Source organism: Jannaschia sp. R86511, from assembly GCF_042466345.1.
Taxonomy (GTDB): Bacteria; Actinomycetota; Actinomycetes; order Actinomycetales; family JBBAYJ01; genus Aquipuribacter.
In genome coordinates this window covers 4,171,175-4,189,249 of the sequence record NZ_JAXHCD010000001.1, presented here as the reverse complement: position 1 = coordinate 4,189,249, position 18,075 = coordinate 4,171,175, and the positions used below count along the sequence as shown (strand labels likewise).

At 75.8% G+C, this 18,075-nt stretch carries 16 protein-coding genes; 8 read left to right on the top strand and 8 right to left on the bottom strand.

Translation table 11 applies throughout. The features are described from left to right. Positions 1-11 precede the first annotated feature (11 nt). The 4 genes from SJY06_RS19550 to SJY06_RS19535 form a co-directional block, all read right to left on the bottom strand. Positions 12-1,397 (bottom strand): hypothetical protein, encoded by a 1,386-nt coding sequence (locus SJY06_RS19550; protein WP_380169208.1) that lies wholly within the window; start codon positions 1,395-1,397, stop codon positions 12-14. Continuing rightward, positions 1,394-1,912, bottom strand: coding sequence for a serine/threonine-protein kinase (locus SJY06_RS19545; RefSeq protein ID WP_380169207.1), 519 nt, complete (start codon positions 1,910-1,912; stop codon positions 1,394-1,396). The genes SJY06_RS19550 and SJY06_RS19545 overlap by 4 nt, the downstream gene beginning before the upstream one ends. Positions 1,913-2,024: 112 nt before the next feature. Continuing rightward, entirely contained in the window at positions 2,025-2,333 is a 309-nt protein-coding gene (locus SJY06_RS19540; RefSeq protein WP_380169206.1) for a hypothetical protein, read from the bottom strand. Between the two features lie 133 nt (positions 2,334-2,466). Then, entirely contained in the window at positions 2,467-2,592 is a 126-nt protein-coding gene (locus SJY06_RS19535) for a hypothetical protein (protein ID WP_380169205.1), read from the bottom strand. Positions 2,593-2,789: 197 nt separating this feature from the next. Here SJY06_RS19535 and SJY06_RS19530 point away from each other — a divergent pair, with 197 nt between their 5' ends. The 3 genes from SJY06_RS19530 to SJY06_RS19520 all read left to right on the top strand — a co-directional run bounded on the left by SJY06_RS19530 (position 2,790) and on the right by SJY06_RS19520 (position 7,882). Further along, the gene (locus tag SJY06_RS19530) at positions 2,790-4,553 is read left to right on the top strand and encodes a S8 family serine peptidase (protein WP_380169204.1); all 1,764 of its coding nucleotides are present in this window, start codon (positions 2,790-2,792) and stop codon (positions 4,551-4,553) included. Between the two features lie 73 nt (positions 4,554-4,626). Then, positions 4,627-7,140 carry a putative bifunctional diguanylate cyclase/phosphodiesterase gene (locus SJY06_RS19525; protein ID WP_380169203.1) on the top strand — a complete coding sequence of 838 codons (2,514 nt, stop codon included), beginning with the start codon at positions 4,627-4,629 and terminating at the stop codon, positions 7,138-7,140. Beyond that, positions 7,133-7,882: a cyclase family protein gene (locus tag SJY06_RS19520; RefSeq protein WP_380169202.1), complete on the top strand. Its 750-nt coding sequence runs from the start codon at positions 7,133-7,135 to the stop codon at positions 7,880-7,882. Before SJY06_RS19525 ends, SJY06_RS19520 begins: the two co-directional genes overlap by 8 nt. Before the next feature lie 15 nt (positions 7,883-7,897). Here SJY06_RS19520 and glsA read toward each other — a convergent pair whose 3' ends face one another. Genes glsA through SJY06_RS19505 form a run of 3 tightly spaced genes read right to left on the bottom strand, consistent with a single transcriptional unit; the run spans position 7,898 to position 11,105 of the window. Continuing rightward, positions 7,898-9,310 carry a glutaminase A gene (gene glsA, locus SJY06_RS19515; RefSeq protein WP_380169201.1) on the bottom strand — a complete coding sequence of 471 codons (1,413 nt, stop codon included), beginning with the start codon at positions 9,308-9,310 and terminating at the stop codon, positions 7,898-7,900. 7 nt (positions 9,311-9,317) lie between these two features. Then, the gene (locus tag SJY06_RS19510; protein WP_380169200.1) at positions 9,318-10,862 is read right to left on the bottom strand and encodes a cation:proton antiporter; all 1,545 of its coding nucleotides are present in this window, start codon (positions 10,860-10,862) and stop codon (positions 9,318-9,320) included. 15 nt (positions 10,863-10,877) lie between these two features. Continuing rightward, the gene (locus SJY06_RS19505) at positions 10,878-11,105 is read right to left on the bottom strand and encodes a hypothetical protein (protein ID WP_380169199.1); all 228 of its coding nucleotides are present in this window, start codon (positions 11,103-11,105) and stop codon (positions 10,878-10,880) included. Between the two features lie 103 nt (positions 11,106-11,208). Here SJY06_RS19505 and SJY06_RS19500 point away from each other — a divergent pair, with 103 nt between their 5' ends. The 4 genes from SJY06_RS19500 to SJY06_RS19485 are packed head-to-tail and all read left to right on the top strand — an operon-like array spanning position 11,209 to position 15,129. Then, a complete protein-coding gene (locus SJY06_RS19500; RefSeq protein ID WP_380169198.1) occupies positions 11,209-11,925 on the top strand; it encodes a helix-turn-helix domain-containing protein in 717 nt (238 codons plus the stop codon). After that, positions 11,922-12,608: an arsenate reductase ArsC gene (locus SJY06_RS19495; RefSeq protein ID WP_380169197.1), complete on the top strand. Its 687-nt coding sequence runs from the start codon at positions 11,922-11,924 to the stop codon at positions 12,606-12,608. Before SJY06_RS19500 ends, SJY06_RS19495 begins: the two co-directional genes overlap by 4 nt. Before the next feature lie 37 nt (positions 12,609-12,645). Continuing rightward, positions 12,646-13,416: a hypothetical protein gene (locus SJY06_RS19490; protein ID WP_380169196.1), complete on the top strand. Its 771-nt coding sequence runs from the start codon at positions 12,646-12,648 to the stop codon at positions 13,414-13,416. A 48-nt stretch (positions 13,417-13,464) separates the two neighbouring features. Further along, positions 13,465-15,129 carry a DUF222 domain-containing protein gene (locus SJY06_RS19485; RefSeq protein ID WP_380169195.1) on the top strand — a complete coding sequence of 555 codons (1,665 nt, stop codon included), beginning with the start codon at positions 13,465-13,467 and terminating at the stop codon, positions 15,127-15,129. Between the two features lie 36 nt (positions 15,130-15,165). Here SJY06_RS19485 and SJY06_RS19480 read toward each other — a convergent pair whose 3' ends face one another. Continuing rightward, positions 15,166-16,932, bottom strand: coding sequence for an alpha-amylase family glycosyl hydrolase (locus tag SJY06_RS19480; protein WP_380169194.1), 1,767 nt, complete (start codon positions 16,930-16,932; stop codon positions 15,166-15,168). Positions 16,933-17,171: 239 nt separating this feature from the next. On the opposite strand from SJY06_RS19480, the gene SJY06_RS19475 reads away from it, so the two are divergent. Continuing rightward, positions 17,172-18,068: a methylated-DNA--[protein]-cysteine S-methyltransferase gene (locus tag SJY06_RS19475; RefSeq protein ID WP_380169193.1), complete on the top strand. Its 897-nt coding sequence runs from the start codon at positions 17,172-17,174 to the stop codon at positions 18,066-18,068. Positions 18,069-18,075: the final 7 nt, after the last annotated feature.

Below are 18,075 nucleotides of genomic sequence, written 5' to 3'. Positions count from 1 at the left end.
GCACAAGTGGCTCAGCCGTCGGGCTGGAAGGACCCAGCGATGTCGTCGAGCACGTCCCGGCTGGACTCCCACTCCTCGGCGGGCACCGACCAGTACAAGGCGTACGCCTGCCCGTCCGTGACCACCGCGCGGTTGAGCACGCGCAGCGTCCCGCCGGACGGCTCCCAGGTGAACTGCCAGTCCGCGACGTCGAAGTCCCGCAGCTCGCCGGGCTCGATGCTGATCCGCTCGTAGCCGTCCAACCGGTCGGCGACCGCGCCCTCCTGGGACTCCCAGTCCTCGACCGGGTCCCCGGCGGGCTCCCCTCCCTCCTCGACCAGCAGGTAGCGCCGTGAGTCCGGGTCGACGAACCGGGTGCGCGTCTCGCCGTCGGGCTCGACCTGCCAGCCCTCCGGGACGGCCACGCGGTAGGCGGGGTCCTCGTGCAGCCGGAAGCCGTCCGGCACGGCTGTCGCCTCGTCCGGCGCGGCCTCCCCGCCTTCGGCCGCGGTCGGGTCCGCGTCGGGCTGCGGCTCGTCCACGGGCTCGTCATCGGGCTCGGGCTCGGGCTCCGCGGGCGGCGGCGCCTCGGTGGCGGCCGTCGGCTCGGGCTCCGCCGGCTCGCTCGCCTGCTCCGAGCCGGTCGTGGAGGCCGGGTCCGGTGCCGCGGCCTCGCGGGCGGGGGAGCGGTCCAGGAGCACCGCGAGCACCATGCCCGCCACCACCAGCGACACCACCGCCAGCAGCACCGGGAGCGCGCGGGAGCGGGAGCGCCGGGCGCCGGGTGGGGCCGCCGGAGTCGCCGGAGTCGCCGGAGCCGCCGGCCGTGGCCGGGGGGCGGGGCCGGGCGCGGGTCGGGCCTCGGCTCGGCCCGCTGCCGCCCCGGACGCCGGTGCCGGGGTGGGTTCCGCCGGTGCCGGTGCCGGTGCCGGGGCGGATCCTGCCGGTTCTGCCGGTTCTGCCGGTCCTGCCGGTGCGGCTGCGCCGGCCGCCGCCGCGGGGGCCAGCGGCAGCGCCTGGGTGCGCTCGGCCGCACCCGGGTCCGACGCCGACGGGACGGGGCGGGGAAGGGGCGTCGTCGCGGTCGGGTCGTGGTCGGCCGGGGTCGCGGACCGCCGGGTCGACAGCAGGCCGCGGGCCGTCGTCGCCGTCGGCCGCTCGGCGGGGTCCTTGCGCAGCAGGCGGGAGACGACGTCCCCGAGCGGGCCGTCCGCGACGTGCTCGGGCAGGGGCTCCTGGATGGCGGCGACCATCGTGGCCAGCGCGGTGTCCCGCTCGAACGGGGACCGTCCGTGCAGGGCGGTGGCCAAGGTCACCCCCAGGGACCACAGGTCCGAGGCGGGGGTGGGCGCCAGGCCGTGCGCCCGCTCCGGCGCCACGTAGCCGGGCGAGCCGATCACCGCCCCGGTGGTCGTCAACGACGAGTCGCCCTCCAGCGAGGCGATGCCGAAGTCGGTGAGGACGGCCGGTCGGACGCGTCGTACAGCACGTTGGCTGGCTTGACGTCGCGGTGCAGCACCCCGGCGGCGTGGGCGGCGGACAGCGCGTCCAGCAGCCGCAGCCCCAGCAAGGTCGCCGCGTCGGTCGTCAGCGGTCCGTCCTCGCGCAGCACGTCGGCCAGCGACCGGGCGGGCAGCAGCTCCATGACGATCCACGGCCGACCGTCCTCCTCCACGACGTCGTACACCGTGACGGCGGCGCTGCTGCTGATGCGGGCGGCGGCCCGGGCCTCCCGCAGCGTCCGCTCCCGCAGCTGGGCCTGCTGCGCCTCGTCCAGCGTGGTCGGGTACGTCACCTCCTTGACCGCGACCTCGCGGTCGAGGAGGCCGTCGTGGGCGGCCCAGACCACTCCCATGCCGCCGCGGCCCAAGGAGCGCAGCAGGCGGTACCGCCCGCCCACCTGTCGTCCGTCTGCACCCGGGTCGTTGGTCATCGCAGGCGGGGTACCCGTGGCGCTGCAGTCCTACGCCTGCGGGTGCGCCGCCAGCGCTCCGCGGCAGCAGGAGCGGGGCCGCCGCGCGAGGAGGGGGCGAGGCCTCGGGGCCTCAGCCGGCCCGGCGAGCCTGCTCGTGCCCGACCCGGCCGTCGACCCGCTCCAGCTCGTCGCAGGAGTCGCACAGCGCCGCCAGCGGCTGCGGGTCGTCCAGCAGGCCGATGTCGCCGCCGCACAGGTCGCACAGGTCGATGAACCGCCAGCCCGTGACGGCGTCGAAGTACAGCGTGCGGCGGTCCGGACGGGTCTCGTCCCGCTCGGCCTCGAACGCCTCGCGCAGACCGGACCGCTCGTCGAGACGCGCCAGGGCGTCCTGGTCGCGACGGGCCACCACGTCGGCGGCGGACAGCAGAAGAGCCATGTCCCGAGGATGAACCCGGCCCCGGACAGAAGTCCGGAGCCGGGGCCGCGTGTCGGCCCGACCAGGGTCGGTGCGGCGGTCGGCGCCACGGCCGGTGCCTTGGCCGCACCGTGGCCGGCCCGCCTCCGACCGGTCAGGCCGGGTCGTCCTCGGTGGGGTAGTGGTCGGGCGTGTCGTGGCCGTGCTCGTGCGACGGCGTCGGCTCGTCCTGGGTGGGCTCGTCCTGGGTGGGCTCGGTCGTGGGGCTGGAGTCGACCATGAGGGCCTCCTGTGTGCCGGTGAGGCGACCGGAGCATCCGGCCCGGTCATGGGTTCCCCGGCCGGCGGCCGCCAAACCTGGGCGGGGGCATCCCCCGTCCGGCCGACGACCCCGGCCCGAAGGGCTGATCAAGGTCGTTGACGCTTCATCCGTACGGCCCTGCGGACGAGACCGGTGGGGAGCATAGGAGGCTCCCGATGTCGACCGTCACCCCCTGGTCCCAGGCCTGCCGGCCCCGCACCCCCGCCCCCGCCCGCGCCCGCCTCGTGGGCACGGTCGTGAGCGGCCTGGCCTGCCTCACCCTGGCGTCCCTCGTCGTCGGCCCGCCCGCCGCCCAGGCCGCCCCGCGGCCCGTCCCGGCGCCCGACTGGAGCGCCACCGAGGACCCGGGTTCGGCGTGGAGCATCGCCGCGGAGGTCGGCGCCCACGACGTGTGGTCGCTGCGCGACCCCGCCGACCCCGCGAGGGGCATCACCGGTCACGGCGTGACCGTCGCGGTCGTCGACACCGGCGTCGGTGACGTCGAGGGCCTGCGGGGGCGGGACAAGGTCGTGCACTCCCCGGACCTGTCCGCGGACGGCTCCTCGCCGTCCGGTCGCCGCACGGCCGCCCGGCGCGCCGGCGTGGTCGACGGCATGGGTCACGGCACGCACATGGCCGGCCTGGTCGCCGGCCGTGACGAGGCCGTGGTCAGCGGCCACGAGGCCGACCCCCGTCACTTCGTCGGCATGGCGCCCGACGCCCGCGTCGTGAGCGTCGAGGTCGGCGCCGACGACGGCCGCGTCGGGGTGCCCCAGGTCGTGGCCGGGGTCCGGTGGGTCCTGGACCACCGCGACGAGCTCGACATCCGGGTCCTCAACCTGTCCTACAGCGCCACCACGGCCGACCCGGCCGAGCTGGCGTCGCTGTCCGCCGCGGTGCAGGACGCCCACGACGCCGGCCTGGTCGTCGTCGCGGCGGCCGGCAACGACGGCGCCGACGCCGGCCCCGACGGCCGGCTCGCCCTGACGATGCCCGCGGCCCACCCCGCCGCCCTCGCCGTGGGCTCCACCGACCACGCCGGGACCACGACCACGGCCGACGACCGGGTGGGCGACTGGTCGAACCCCGGCACCGCCACCCGCCGCCCCGACCTCGTCGCCCCCGGCCGTTCCGTGGCCGGGCTGCGGCTGCCGGGCTCGCAGGCCGACCGGGAGCACCCCGAGGGCCTGGTCGCCGGCGACACCAGCGGTCGCTTCTTCCGCGGGACCGGGACCTCGCAGTCGGCCGCCGTCGTGTCCGGCGCCGCCGCGCTGCTGCTGCAGGCCGACCCGACGCTGTCGCCCGACGCCGTCCGGGCCCTGCTCACCGCCTCGGCGGTGCCGCTGGCCGGCGACGACGACCCGGCCCAGGGGGCCGGGCGGCTGGACGTCGCCGGCGCCGTCGAGCGGGCCCTCACCGGCGCCGCCCGGACCGGCGGGCGTGCGACGCCCGTCGTGACGGACGGGGCCGTCGTCGCCTCACCGGCCCAGGGCGCGGAGATCTGCGCGGACTGGTCGGGTAGTAGCTGGTCCGGTCGCAGCTGGTCGGGTCGTAGCTGGTCGGCCGACGACTGGTCGGGTCGTAGCTGGTCCGGGCGTAGCTGGTCGGGTCGCAGCTGGTCGGGTCGTAGCTGGTCGGCCGACGACTGGTCGGGTCGTAGCTGGTCGGCGGACGACTGGTCGGGTCGTGGCTGGTCGGGTCGTAGCTGGTCCGGTCGCAGCTGGTCGGCGGACGACTGGTCGGGTCGTAGCTGGTCCGGTCGTAGCTGGTCCGGGCGTAGCTGGTCGGGTCGTAGCTGGTCGGCGGACGACTGGTCGGGTCGTAGCTGGTCGGGTCGTAGCTGGTCCGGTCGCAGCTGGTCGGCGGACGACTGGTCCGGTCGTAGCTGGTCGGGTCGTTCCTGGTCGGCAGACGGGTGGTCCGGGCGAAGCTGGTCCTGATCCGGGCCCCCCGTGACCTAGTCTCGTCTCGATCAGCAACTAACGACCGTACGGCGGTCGGAGGTGGTCGCAGATGGGGATGCGGGGTCGGTGGTCGTCCTCGCGCGCCACCGTGCTCTTCAGCGCGTTCCTGGCCGCGGTCGCGGCGCTCCTGCTGGCCTTCCCGCTGCGCGACGTCGAGGCCACCATCCCGGGCGTCCCCTGGTGGCTGCTGATCCCCGTCTTCCTCGCCGCGGAGCTCGTCGTGGTGCACGTGCAGGCCCGCCGGGAGTCGCTGTCGGTGTCCTTCCGCGAGGTGCCGCTGGTGCTCGGCCTGGTGTTCCTGGCCCCGGTCGCCATGGTCGCCGCCAGCGTGATCGGGTCGGCGCTGGGCCTGCTGCGACGGCGCAGCGGCGGCGAGAAGCTGCTGTTCAACCTCTGCCTGTTCGCCTTCGAGGCCGCGCTGGCCTCGATGCTCTACCACCTGGCCCTGGGTGACGCCGACCCCACCAGCGTGCGTGGCGTCGTGGCGGCCCTGGCCACGGTCGTGGTCACGGACCTGGCCTCCGCCGCCGCCGTGAGCACGGTCATCCGGCTCAAGGTCGGTGCCTTCGACGAGGGGGTGCTGGCCGAGGCGGTCACCACCGGGCTGGTCGCGGCGCTCACCAACACCAGCCTGGGCCTGCTGGTCGTGGTCCTGCTCGACGCGCGTCCCTTCGCGATCGTCCTGCTGGTGGGCATCCTGGCGACCGTGGCGCTGGCGTACCGCGGCTACTCCTCGCTGGGCCGCAGCCACGCCCGGCTGGAGTCGCTGTACCGCTTCACGCGGGAGGTGCAGGACGAGGTGGAGGCCGACGCGGTGCGCGACGTCGTGCTGCACCACGTCCGCGACGTGCTGGCCGCCGAGACCGCCGAGCTCGTCGTGCTGCCCGGCCGGGACGGCAGCAGCCCCGGCGCGCGCCTGGTCCTGGCCGACGACGGGCCGGTGCTCCGGGAGCTGCGGCACGAACCCTGGCTGCACCCGGCCGCGACGGGTGACCCGGTCCTGCTGCGCAACGGCGCGGCCCCCGGCCCCCGCGACGCCATGGCCGCCCCGCTGGTGGTCGACGGGGTGGTCGACGCGGTGCTCACCGTCCGGGAGCGCCCACGACACCTCGGACCGTTCACCGACGAGGACCTGCGCCTGCTGGAGTCGCTGGCCAACCACGCGGCCGTCTCGCTGCAGAAGGCGCGCCTGCTCGACCGGCTGCGGGACGAGGCGGAGCGGCAGGAGCACCTGTCGCTGCACGACGCCCTCACCGGCCTGCCCAACCGGCGCCACGTGCTGCGCGCCATCACCGGCGAGCTCTCCCGGTCCCAGCGCACCGGGGTGCTGGTGCTGGACGTCGACGGCTTCACCGACATCAACGAGGTGTTCGGGCACGCCGCCGGCGACGCGCTGCTCACCGAGATCGGCCGACGGCTGCGCCGGGTCAGCCCGCTGGGCACGGTCGCCCGGCTCGGCAACGACGAGTTCGTCGTCCTGCTGCACCACGTCGCCGACGTCCGGTCGGCCGCGCGGGCGGCCCGGAGCCTGCTCGCGGTCGTGCACGACTCGTTCTCGCTCGGCGCGGCCACCGTCGACGTGCGGGTCGACGCCGGCCTGTCGGTGGCGCCCGACCACGGCGTCGACGCCGAGCAGCTGCTGCAGCGGGCCGACACCGCGATGTACGCCGCCAAGCGCGAGGGCGTGGGCCTGCGGACCTGGGACCCGCTCACCGAGGGCGACAGCGCGCGACGGCTCACCCTGCTGCGGCACCTGCGGGAGACCATCGAGGCGGGCGAGCTCGAGGTCGTCTACCAGCCCAAGGTCGAGCCCACCGGCGGACGCGTGGTGGGCGCCGAGGCCCTGGCCCGCTGGACCCACCCCGCCCACGGCCGGGTCGACCCGGAGGAGTTCGTCAGCCTGGCCGAGCACTCCGGGCTGATCCACCCGCTGACCGAGCTGGTCCTGCGCCGGGCGCTCGGCCAGTGCACCCGCTGGCGGCTGGCGGCGCCGGGGCTGTCGGTGGCGGTCAACCTGTCCGCGCGCAGCCTGCTCAACCCGGGGCTGCCCGAGCAGGTGCACCAGGCCCTGGAGGACGCGCACCTGCCCAGCAGCGCGCTCACCCTCGAGCTCACCGAGACCGCGGTGATGACCGACCTCGACAGCGCCCTGGAGGTGCTGCACGGCCTGGCCGACCTCGGCGTGACGCTGTCCATCGACGACTTCGGCACCGGCCAGTCCTCGCTGGCGTACCTCAAGCTGCTCCCGGTCGGGGAGGTCAAGGTCGACCGGTCGTTCGTCGCGGGTGCGCGGGCGGACGTCGGGGACGCGGCCATCGTCGGGGCGGCGGTCGACGTCGGGCACACCCACGGTCTCGTGGTGGTCGCCGAGGGCGTCGAGGACGAGGCCACCCGCAGCCTGCTGGCGCAGCGCGGCTGCGACGTGATCCAGGGGTACCTGGTGAGCCGTCCGCTCGGCGCCGAGGCGTTCGACGTGTGGCTGCACGAGCACCCGCAGCCGTCCCCGCCGGGCCAGGGGCCGGGCGGGCAGGCGGGCAACGGCTCCGTGGGCATCGGTGGCTGAGCCACCCGGCGCGGGGACCGGACCCGCGGCGGGGCCGGGCGTCGGCGTGCCGCGGGTCGTCGCGCTGGTGGACCTGTCGGTGCCCGTGGGCCCGGGTACGGCGGTCTACCCCGGGGACCCCGAGCCCAGGCTGCAGGTGCACTCGAGCATCGCCCGCGAGGGGTTCAACCTGCTGAGCGTGAGCATGGGGTCGCAGACCGGCACGCACGTCGACGCGCCGTACCACGTGCTGGCGTCGGGCCGGTCGGTCGACGAGGTCGACCTCGGCCGCTTCGCCGGCCCGGGGGTCGTGGTCGACGCCACCGGCCTGCCGCCGCGAGGCCGGATCACCCGGGACCACCTGGACCCGGTCCGGGAGCGGATCGGACCCGGGGTCGTGGTGCTGCTGCGTACCGACTGGTCGGCGCACCGGGGCCGGCCCGGGTACTTCGACCACCCGTTCCTGGACCCGGACGCCTGCCGGGAGCTGCTGGCGGCCGGCGTCCGCACCATCGGCATCGACGCCATCAGCCTGGACGAGACGCACCTCGACGGACCGGCCGGGGCCGACCCGGCCGGTCCGCCGGCGCTGCCGTGCCACCACCTCGTCGCGGCCGCGGGCGGGGTGATCGCCGAGAACCTGACCGACCTGGTCCGCCTCGAACGGCTCCGCGACCCGCTGGTGTGCCTGTTCCCGGTGCGGCTCACCGGCGCCGACGGCGCCCCGGTGCGCGCCGTGGCCCTCCAGCTTTCGGTCGACTGAGCGGACCCGGCGCGCTCAGCCCAGCCGGGCGAGCAGCTCGTCCTCCGCGCTGCGCAGGGCGGCGTCGAGGTCGTCGAGCGTGTCGTCCGGGGTGGCGCCCTCCCACGGCCGGCGGTTCTCGCGCACCCGGTCCACCAGGCGGACGTGGACGTCGGAGTCCACCAGGGAGTCCACGGCCTCCTGCAGCAGGTCCACGGCCGGCGGGTGCAGCCAGCCGATCGGGCTCAGGTCGACCGTGAGCCAGTGGGGCGCCTCCCAGCCCTTCGCCGCCTCCAGCAGGGCGGTGCAGGCGCTGTCGGCGGTCAGCAGCGTCAGCGGGCCCTGCAGCCGGACCAGGTGCAGCCGGGAGCAGTGGGCGGCCAGCACGTCCTCCTCCTCCGACGTCCGCCCCGCCGAGGACCGCGCGTCCGGCCCGTCCAGGCGCACGGTCACGGGCAGGCCGCGCCCGCCGGGACGGAACTCGTGCATGCCGAGCTCCTCCGACAGCCGGGTGCAGGCCTTGAAGCCCCGCACGCTGTTGCCGTGCTCGTCCAGCGGCGGGCTGTAGGTGCCCAGGGCGAGCTGGCCGGGCTGCACCGCCACCATGCCCCCGGCGACACCGGACTTGGCGGGCAGGCCCACCTTGACGAACCAGCCGCCGGCGCCGTCGTACATCCCGCACGTGCCCATCACGCTCAGCACCGTGGGGACGAGCTCGGCGTCGACGACCTGCTCACCGGTCACGGGGTTGCGCCCGCCGGCGGCCAGGGTCGCGCCCATGACGGACAGGTCGCGTGCGTCGACCAGCAGCGAGCAGGCGAAGACGTACACGTCCAGGGCGTCCTCGACGTCGTAGGGCAGCGTCCCGTTGTCCTTCATCAGCCAGGACAGGGCGCGGTTGCGGGCACCGGCCCCCTTCTCGGACTCGCTCACCTGCTCGTCGTCGTCCAGGTCGCGCCCCGCGAAGGCCGACAGCCCGGAGCGGATCCGGTCCTTGCGGGCCGCCGCCGTCTCGCCGTCCACGAGGCACGCCGTGAGGATCGCGCCCGCGTTGACCATCGGGTTGGGCGGGCGGCCGGTCTCGGCCTCCAGCACCAGGGCGTTGAACGGCTCGCCCGTGGGCTCGACCCCCACGGCGGCCATCACGGCCTCGGGGCCCGCGTCGGCCAGCGCCAGGGCGTAGACGAACGGCTTGACCACCGACTGCACCGTGAACCGGTGACCGCTGTCCCCGACCTGGTGCACCTGGCCGTCGGCCGTGGTCAGGGCCAGGCCGAACAGGTCCGGGTCGGCCTCGGCCAGCAGCGGGATGCTCGAGCGCAGCTCGCCGCCGGTGTCGCCGGACAGGTCGTGGTGCACGGCCTGCAGCCGGGCGTGCAGGGGGTGGACGGGGCCGTCCGGGGAGCCCTTCCGGTGCTCGGAGGTCCGGTCTCGTGCGGAGGTGGCCATGGCGACATCACACACCCTCGGTGGTGCCGCTGCCCCTCGCGACGTCGTCGGGCAGCAGGTGCTCGTCCAGGTAGCACCAACGCCAGCGCTCGCCGGGCTCCAGCGAGGCCACGATCGGGTGCTGCTCGCCCAGCGCGTGCGCCGTGGCGTGCTGGCGCTCCGAGTCGTCGCAGCAGCCCACGTGCCCGCAGGTCACGCACAGCCGCAGGTGCACCCAGGTCGTGCCCTCGACCAGGCACTCCTCGCAGCCGCCGTCGGCCGACGGGGTGTCGGTGAGGACCATGTCCAGGTGGCTGCAGCCGGCCGAGGTCGTCTCCTCGCGCACGTACTGGAAGCTGCCGCTGAACAGGGCGTCCGGCAGGTACCGCGCCAGGTAGCGGGCGTTGGCGGCGGCCAGCGGGCTGAGCACGGCCAGGACGAGCACGTACAGCGCGACGAACGGCCCCACCCGCTCGTCCAGGCCGGCGCCGAGCGCGAGCGTGGCCAGGATGAGCGAGAACTCGCCGCGACCCAGCAGGGTCAGGCCGATGTTGGCGGCCGCGCGCTGGTTGAGCCCGTACATCCGGGCCGCCACGACCCCCGCGGTCACGTTGAGCACGAACGTCAGCCCGACCGCCAGCAGCGCCGGCACCAGGACCGCGCCGAGCGCGCCCACGTCGATGCTCAGCCCGAACGCGACGAAGAACAGCGCCGCGAACGCGTCGCGCAGCGGCACCGTCACCTGCTCGACCCGTTCGCGCAGCGTGGTGCGTGACAGCACCAGGCCGATCATCAGGGCCCCGATGGCGTCGGAGACGCCGAGCTCCTCCGAGGTGCCGGCGACCAGCAGCACGAGGCCCAGCACGAGCACCGTCAGCAGCTCCTGCTCGCGGCTGCCCAGCACCGCCGCCACCGCCCGGCCGCCGAAGCGGGCGACGACGATCAGCAGGAGCAGGAACGCGAAGCTGACGCCGATGTCGGTGACGAGCTCCAGCGGGGACCCGGCGTCGCCGAGCACGGGTGCGAGCAGCGACAGGTACAGCGCGAGGAACAGGTCCTCCACGACGATGATGCCGAGGATCAGCGGGGTCTCGGCGTTGGCCAGCCGCCGCAGCTCGATGAGCAGCTTGGTGACGATCGCCGAGGACGAGATGCCGAGCGCGCCGCCGATGACCAGCGCCTCGGCCGTGCCCCAGCCCAGCAGCAGGCCGAGCCCGATGCCGCCGGACACGTTCAGCCCGATGTAGGCGACGGCCGCGACCAGCAGCCGGGGGCCGCTGGCCCGCACCTGCTCCAGCGGGAACTCCACCCCCAGGTTGAACAGCAGGAGCACCAGGCCGAACGCGGCCAGCAGCTCGATCCGGTCCGGGTCGTCGATCACGGTCAGCCCGGGGGTGCCCGGCCCGAGCAGGATCCCCGCCGCCATGAAGAACGGGATGGTGGGCAGCCCGAGCCGGCGGCCGCCCCGGGCCAGCAGGCCCGCGGCGAGCAGCAGCAGGCCCACGGCCATGAGCTCGTTGACGGGGAACCCGAGGAGCGAACCGACGACGTCGACGCCGGGGAGGGAGGGCACCGGGGGCTCGGCCGGTCAGTCGACGACGTAGGAGCCGTTGAGCACCGCGCCGAGCAGCCGCGCCTGGTCCGCGGTCAGCTCGATGACGGCGGTCGGCTCCTGCGCGCTGGTCTCGAACGCGTAGATCTCCCGGTGGCCGTCCTTGTGCACGACGACCGACACGTGCTGGGGGACCTTGCCCGCCGCGAGGTCGTACCGGGTGCCGATGCCGGGCAGCTGCTGAACCTTCACGTGCTGTCCCATGCGGCCAGCCAAGACCACGACAGCGGGTCGGGGCAAGGAGTCAGACCACGGAGATCGCTCAGGGAGTATTGCCTCAACGACTATTGAGTCATATCGTGAGCCCGTGACCGACGACCTGACCCGGCGCGCAGCCGTGCACGCCGCCCTCGCCGACCCCACCCGGCTGCGGCTCGTCGACCGGCTGGTGCTGGGCGACCTCGCCCCCGGCGAGCTGGCCCGGGAGCTGGGCCTGGCCAGCAACCTGCTGGCCCACCACCTCAAGGTGCTGGTCGCGGCCGGCGTGGTCCAGCGCGTCCGCTCCGAGGGGGACGCGCGGCGCAGCTACGTCCGGCTGCTTCTCGACGACCCGCTCGTCGCGCGGCTGCTGCCGGGGCCCGACGCGTGGCCGTCGCTGCCGCCGGTGGAGCGGGTCGTGTTCGTCTGCACCCAGAACTCGGCACGCTCCCACCTGGCCGCGGCGGCGTTCGAGCGCGTCAGCACCGTGCCCGTCGCCTCGGCGGGCACCCGGCCGGCGGCCCGGGTCAACCCGACCGCCGTGCAGGTGGCCGCCCGGCACGACCTGGACCTGTCCCGGCGGGTGACCGCGCACGTGGACGACGTGCTGCGGGACGGGGACCTGGTGGTGTCGGTCTGCGACGCCGTCCACGAGGAGCTGTCCTCGCCCGCCGCCGCCGGTCAGCGTCCCCAGGTCCACTGGTCCGTCGCGGACCCGGTCCGGGACGGGGCCGAGCAGGCCTTCGAGACCGCCCTCACCCAGATCACCGCCCGGGTCGACCGGCTCGGGCGGGCCGTCACCTCGTCCCAGGAGGACAGACCATGACCGCAGGCAGCACCACGGAACCCGTCGACCGGCCCCGGCTGGCCGACCTGGCCCTCACCCTCGACCAGCAGGTCGCGCTGCGGACGGCCGCGAGCCGGCTGGCCGTCGACTTCGCCGGCGTCTTCGGCGCCGAGACCATCGAGAAGTTCCTCGTCACGTCCTACGACCAGTTCGCCGGTGACGCCACCGTCGTCCGGTTCCTGCCGCTCATGGCCGAGCGCTTCGCCCGGCAGCGGCTGCACGCCCTGGCCCGGGTCGAGGGCCTGCACGACGACGGCCTGCCCACGGTGCTGTTCCTGTGCGTGCACAACGCGGGTCGCTCGCAGATGGCCCTGGGGTTCTTCCAGCACCTGGCCGGTGACCGCGCCGTGGCCTGGTCCGGCGGCTCGGAGCCCACCAGCCGGGTCAACCCCGCGGCGGTCGAGGCCATGCGCGAGCGCGGCATCGACATCTCGGGCGAGTTCCCCAAGCCGTGGACCGATGAGACGGTGCGGGCCGCCGACGTGGTGGTGTCGATGGGGTGCGGGGACGCCTGCCCGATCTTCCCGGGCAAGCGCTACACCGACTGGGTGCTGGACGACCCGGCGGGCCAGGGGGTCGAGGCCGTCCGGCCGATCCGGGACGAGATCGAGCGCCGCGTCAGGGGGCTGCTGTCGGAGCTGGCGGTGGAGGTGCGCGGCTGAACGGGGCCTGAGCCCTTCCTGCTGCCAGGCTGGGCCCGTGCAGCCAGGCAGCCGGACCGGTCCCCTGCGTCGCGGCGTGGACGCCGCCGACCGCGCCCGGGTCGCCGCCGTGCTGGGGGTCGAGGTCGGCGACGAGGACGCCCGGGCGGTGCTCGATCCGCGGGGGACGATGTTCCAGCGGCTGGAGTGGCAGGGCGACTCCGCGCTGGACGCCGTGGTCGCGGTCCACCGCTGGGACCGCCCCGCCTGCTGCGTCGACCTCGTCACGGCGGACCTGGTGTCCGACGCCGCGCTGGCCGTCTCGGCCGCGACGGCCGGCCTGCCCGCCCTGCTGGACTGGGACACCGGACCGGCGCGGCTGGCCGACTGCGTCGAGGCCTGCGTCGGAGCCGGGTGGCACGTCGACGTCGCCGCGGCCGCCGTCGTCGCCGGGCGGCTGGTGCACGACGCGGTGGCGGTCGACGACGTCGAGGCGCGCCCGGGCACGGCGGACCTGGGTGACTCGCTGCTCTGCGACGCCCTGACGGCCCCGGCCCACGTCGGCGCGGCCGTGATGGAGGCCGCGGCGGCCGACCACCTCATGGCCCGGCCCGACCTGGCCGGGGCGGACGAGGGGCGGTTGAGCACCGTCCGGGCGGGGCTGCTCGACGGCAGCCGGGTCGTACCGGTGGCCGCCGACCTGGGGTGGCTGCCGGGGTGCGGCGGGCACCCTCACCACCTGCTCGACCACGTGCAGGCCCGGATCGGTCTGGTGGCGCTGGTGCGGGGGCTGGCTGCCGGCCTGCTGGAGGCGGGACGGCTCTGGTGAGCCGCCGGTCCGGGGGTTGTGTCCGGGGCTGCTCGTAGGTTCGTGCACATGTTCGACGAGGTGTCTCCCGCAGAGGTCGTGGCCGTCCTGGCCGAGACCGACTGCGCCGAGGTGTCCACGCGGGCCCTGGTGCGGGTGATGGCCGATGCGGCCGCGGTCGCGGCGTGGGCGGAGTCAACGGTGCTCGCGGCGGTCGCGGAGCTGCGCGACCGCCGGCAGCAGGAGCACCAGCAGCTGTGCGACGAGCTCGGCCCGCACGGGCGCGACTCCCGGGCCGCGGACGCCGCCGAGGTGGACCGGTTCTGCGCCGTCGAGGTCGCGACCGTCCTGCGGCTCTCGCAACGGGCCGCCGGTGACCGCGTCGCCCTCGCCGACGACCTGTGCCGGCGGCTGCCCGCCACCATGCGCGAGCTGGGGGCCGGGCGGCTGGGCCTCGCGCAGGCCCGCAGCATCCGGGACGCCGTGTCGGTGCTGGACGACCCCGCGGTGCGGGCGGTCGAGGAACGGGTGCTGCCGGAGGCGGGGTCCAGCACCCCCGGCCAGCTGGCGGCCCGGACGCGCCGCGTGGTCGACGGGCTGCAGCCGCGCGCGGCGGCGGCGCGCTGCGTCGAGGCCCGGGAGCGTCGACGGGTGGAGACCTGGGGCCTGGACGACGGGGTCGCGGCGCTGCGGGTCACCGGCCCGGCCGAGACCGTGGCCGGCGCCTGGGCTCGGGTGGACGCCCTGGCCCGGCACGCCCAGGACGGCGCCCGGTCGGCGTTGCGCGCCCTGGAGGCGCAGGAGGGGGTGGCGGCCCAGGGTGACGAGGACTCGGGCGTCCCGACGCTCGACCAGCTGCGCGCGGACACGGTGCTGCGCCTGCTGGCCGGCAGCCACGACCTGACCGAGCAGCCCAGTCCCCACGTGTCGGTGGGGGTCGACGTGCTCGTGCCGCTGGGGTCCCTGGCGGGGGCCGACGACGCGCCGGCGGAGCTGTCGGGCCACGGACCGTTGCCGGCGGCCGTGGCCAGGGCGCTGGCCGTGGGCGCGGCTTCCTGGCGCTGCGTGCCGACCGCCCCGGACGGGACCGTGGCCGTCCCGTGCGGAGCCGACCCGCCGTGGGCGGGACCACCGCCCGGGAGCCCGACCGGGACCGGTCCACCTGACCGCGGTCGGCGGGGGCAGGGTCCGTCCGAGGGGACGGCTCCGGCCAGCTCAGGCGCACACGCAGGCTCAGACGCGTCGGCAGGGCCCGGCGGGTCTGTCGGGCACCAGCACGGCGCGACGCTCTACCGGCCCGGTGCCGAGCTGACCCGTGCCATCCAGGCCCGGGACGTCACCTGCCGGTTCCCGGGTTGCCGACGCGCGGTGCGGGGCTGCGACATCGACCACACGGTGCCGCACCCCGACGGGCCGACGGCCGGATGCAACCTGGCCTGCCTGTGCCGGCTGCACCACCGGGTCAAGCACCGGGCGGGCTGGCACCTCGAGCAGCTCGGCGACGGGGTGCTGCGGTGGACGTCGCCGTCGGGCCTGGTCCGCCTGACGAGGCCACCGGCGCTGGGCGTCCCACCCTCACCGGTCGGGCGGGTCGGGCGGGTCGGGCGGGTCGAGCCGGTCGGATCGGTCGGGTCGGTCGAGCCGGCCGGGGCATCTGCGGCCGCTGGGGCTGCGGAGCCGGGAGCCCGCTCGGACGAGGACGACGAACCGCCCTGGCTGCGTCGCGCCGGCTGAGCGACACGGTCCGCCCGGGTCGGCTCGTGCGTCGGCTCAGCGCACCTCGACGAACCAGGCGTTCTCGAACGGCGCCAGCAGGTCACCGTGACCGGCCGCGGAGCCGCTGGCGTCGGCCCCGCCGTCGATCCGGGCCCAGGTCCCCTCGGGCAGGTCGAGCGGCACCGGCTCCGCCGACACGTTCACCGCGACCGCGGCCCGGCACCCGCCGGCGGGCACGCGCTCGACCACGACCAGCGCGGGGTGCTCGCCGTGCACGACCTGCCCGGCATCCGGTGAGAACGCGGCGTGCTCGCGACGGACCTGGAGCATCGCGCTGATCCCCGCGAGCGCGGTCGACTCCCGCGAACCGGGCGTGGCCAGCCGGGCGTCGAGGTCCGTGGCGTCCCAACGCCGTCGGTTGAGGTCGCGGCCGTGGCCGGTGGCGGCGAACGTCTCGGTGTCGTTCGCCGCGGCGACCAGCGAGTTCAGGTACAGCAGCGGCACCCCGCGCAGGGCCAGGGCGAGCGCGTGGCTCGACAGGTGCCGCCGCATCGCCTGCTCCTCGTCGTGACCGGCGGCCATCACGTCGGCCCAGCTGACCGCCAGCTCGTAGGGGTGCCGGCTGCCGTCGGCGGCGGTGCGCTCGTTGACCACGCCGCCCGCGGCCCGGGTGACGGCCACCAGCTCGGCCAGGTCCTCCGGTGCGAGCAGGCGCTCGACCGCCCGGACCCCGATGCCGTCGTGGCTGGCCAGGAAGTTCAGGTACGTCCGTCCCGGCCCGGCGAACCACAGCGACCCGGCCCACTCCTTCAGGGCCGTCGCGTCCCCCGACACGAAGGCGTGCAGCGTGAGCGGCGGCAGCGCGAACTGGTAGACCGCCTGCGCCTCGCGCTCGCCGCCGAGACCCAGGTAGGCGATGTTCTCCTGGTGGGGGACGTTGGTCTCCGTCACCAGGGACAGCCCGGGGTCGACCGCGTCCAGGCAGGCCCGCATCAGCTGGACCAGGTGGTGGGCGCCCGGCAGGTTGAGCGACGTGGCGCCCGGGTCCTTCCAGGCGAACCCGATGGCATCCAGCCGGATCGCCCGCGCCCCCAGGGCCACGTAGTCCAGCAGCACCCTCACCATGGCCAGCAGGACCTGGGGGCGGCGGTAGTCCAGGTCGACCTGGTCGGCGGAGAAGGTCGTCCACACGCCCACCTGCGAGCCGTCGGCCCGGGTGAACCCGGTGCGCAGGGGGCTGGTCCGCGGCCGCGTGACGCGGCTGGTGTCGGTCGCCGCGTCCAGCGTCGCGAAGAAGCCGTCCAGGGCGGGGTCGCAGTCCAGCCAGCGCCGGAACCAGGTCCCCTGGGCCGAGACGTGGTTCACCACGGCGTCCGCCATCCAGGTCCCGCCGGAGGCGAGCCGACGCAGGTCCTCCGCGGTGCCGTAGGCCGGGTCCACCACGTCGTAGTCCATGACCGCGAACCCCCCGTCGGAGCTCGACGGGTGCAACGGCAGGGTGTGCACGCCCGAGACGGCCGGGGACAGGTGCGCGTCGACGAGATCGGCCAGGGACCCCAGCGGCGTCCTGGCCCCGGAGTCGTCGCGGACGTGGTCGGGGTAGGCGATCAGCCAGGCGTCGTTCTCGTCCAGGGGCCGGGTGGGGACCTGGCGGGGGCCGACCGCGGCCAGCAACCGGTCCAGGTCCTGCTCCAGGGCCGTCGCGGTCGCGGCGTCGTACAGCTGGTCCAGCAGGTACCGGCGTCTCGTCGCACCTCGGTCGACCGTGCGCCGTGCCCTGGACCGGGGGGTGGTGGCGGGGTGGGGCGCTGGTGCGGTCATCGTGCGGACGCGTCCCGACGTGGGGGTAGGAGGTGACGCCGTCAAGGCGCCGCAGGGCAGGGGGGCGACACCCATTGGATGGTGCGCGCCGCGCGGCCGTCAAGCGACCATCCGGGTGCCGGACGTGGCGGGGGCGGTCACGCAGCGGGACGGCACCGGTGCTCGGACCCGTGCACCCGGGCTCACGACGGCACGGATCGGGAGGCTCCGGGGAGGCGGCCGGGGATAGCGTCGTCGTCGTGCCGCAGCCTCAGCTCTCCGTCCGCTCCTCCGACACCTCGGGCGTCGGGTCCGCCCCCACCGCCGACCGGGCCCGCGTGGCCGCGGCCTGCCGGGTGATGGACGACGCCGGCGGTCCGGTGCCCGCCGTCGACCTGGCCTCGGCCGCCCACTGCTCACCCCGTCAGCTGCACCGGGCCTTCACCGCCGTGCTCCAGGTGACGCCCCTGCAGTACGGCCGGGCCGTGCGAACCGGCCGCGCCCGCGAGGTCCTGCTGCGTGCCGGCACGGTGACCGACGCGGTGTGGGAGGCCGGTTACGGCTCGGCCCGCGGCTTCTACGAGGAGGCCGGACGTCGGCTGGGCATGAGCCCGGCGGAGTTCGTGGCCGGGGCTCGGGGTCGACGGCTGCAGTGGGCCGCCGTGGACACGGTGCTGGGGGCGGTCCTGGTCGTGGTGAGCCCGGACGGCATCTGCGCGGTGCGCATCGACGCGGAGGCCACGGCGGACGACCCCGCGGGCCTGCTGGCGGAGGTCCGGGCGGAGCTCCCGCACGCCGAGCTGGTCCGCGACGACCGCGGCCTGGTGCACGTCACGACGGCGGTCCAGGCCCTGGCCCGGGGGGAGCGGCCCGTGGCGGACCTGCCGCTGGACATGGCCGGCACCGCGTTCCAGGCCCGGGTGTGGCAGGCCCTGCGCGAGATCCCGGCCGGGACCACGAGCACCTACACCGAGGTCGCCCGCGCCATCGGCAGCCCGAGGTCCGTGCGCGCGGTGGCCCGGGCGTGCGCCACCAACCCCGCGGCCCTGGTCGTCCCGTGCCACCGGGTGGTCCGCTCCGACGGCAGCCTGGCGGGCTACCGCTGGGGGCTGGCGGTCAAGCAGTCCCTGCTGGAGGCCGAGCGCCGCGGGCGGTGACCTGCCC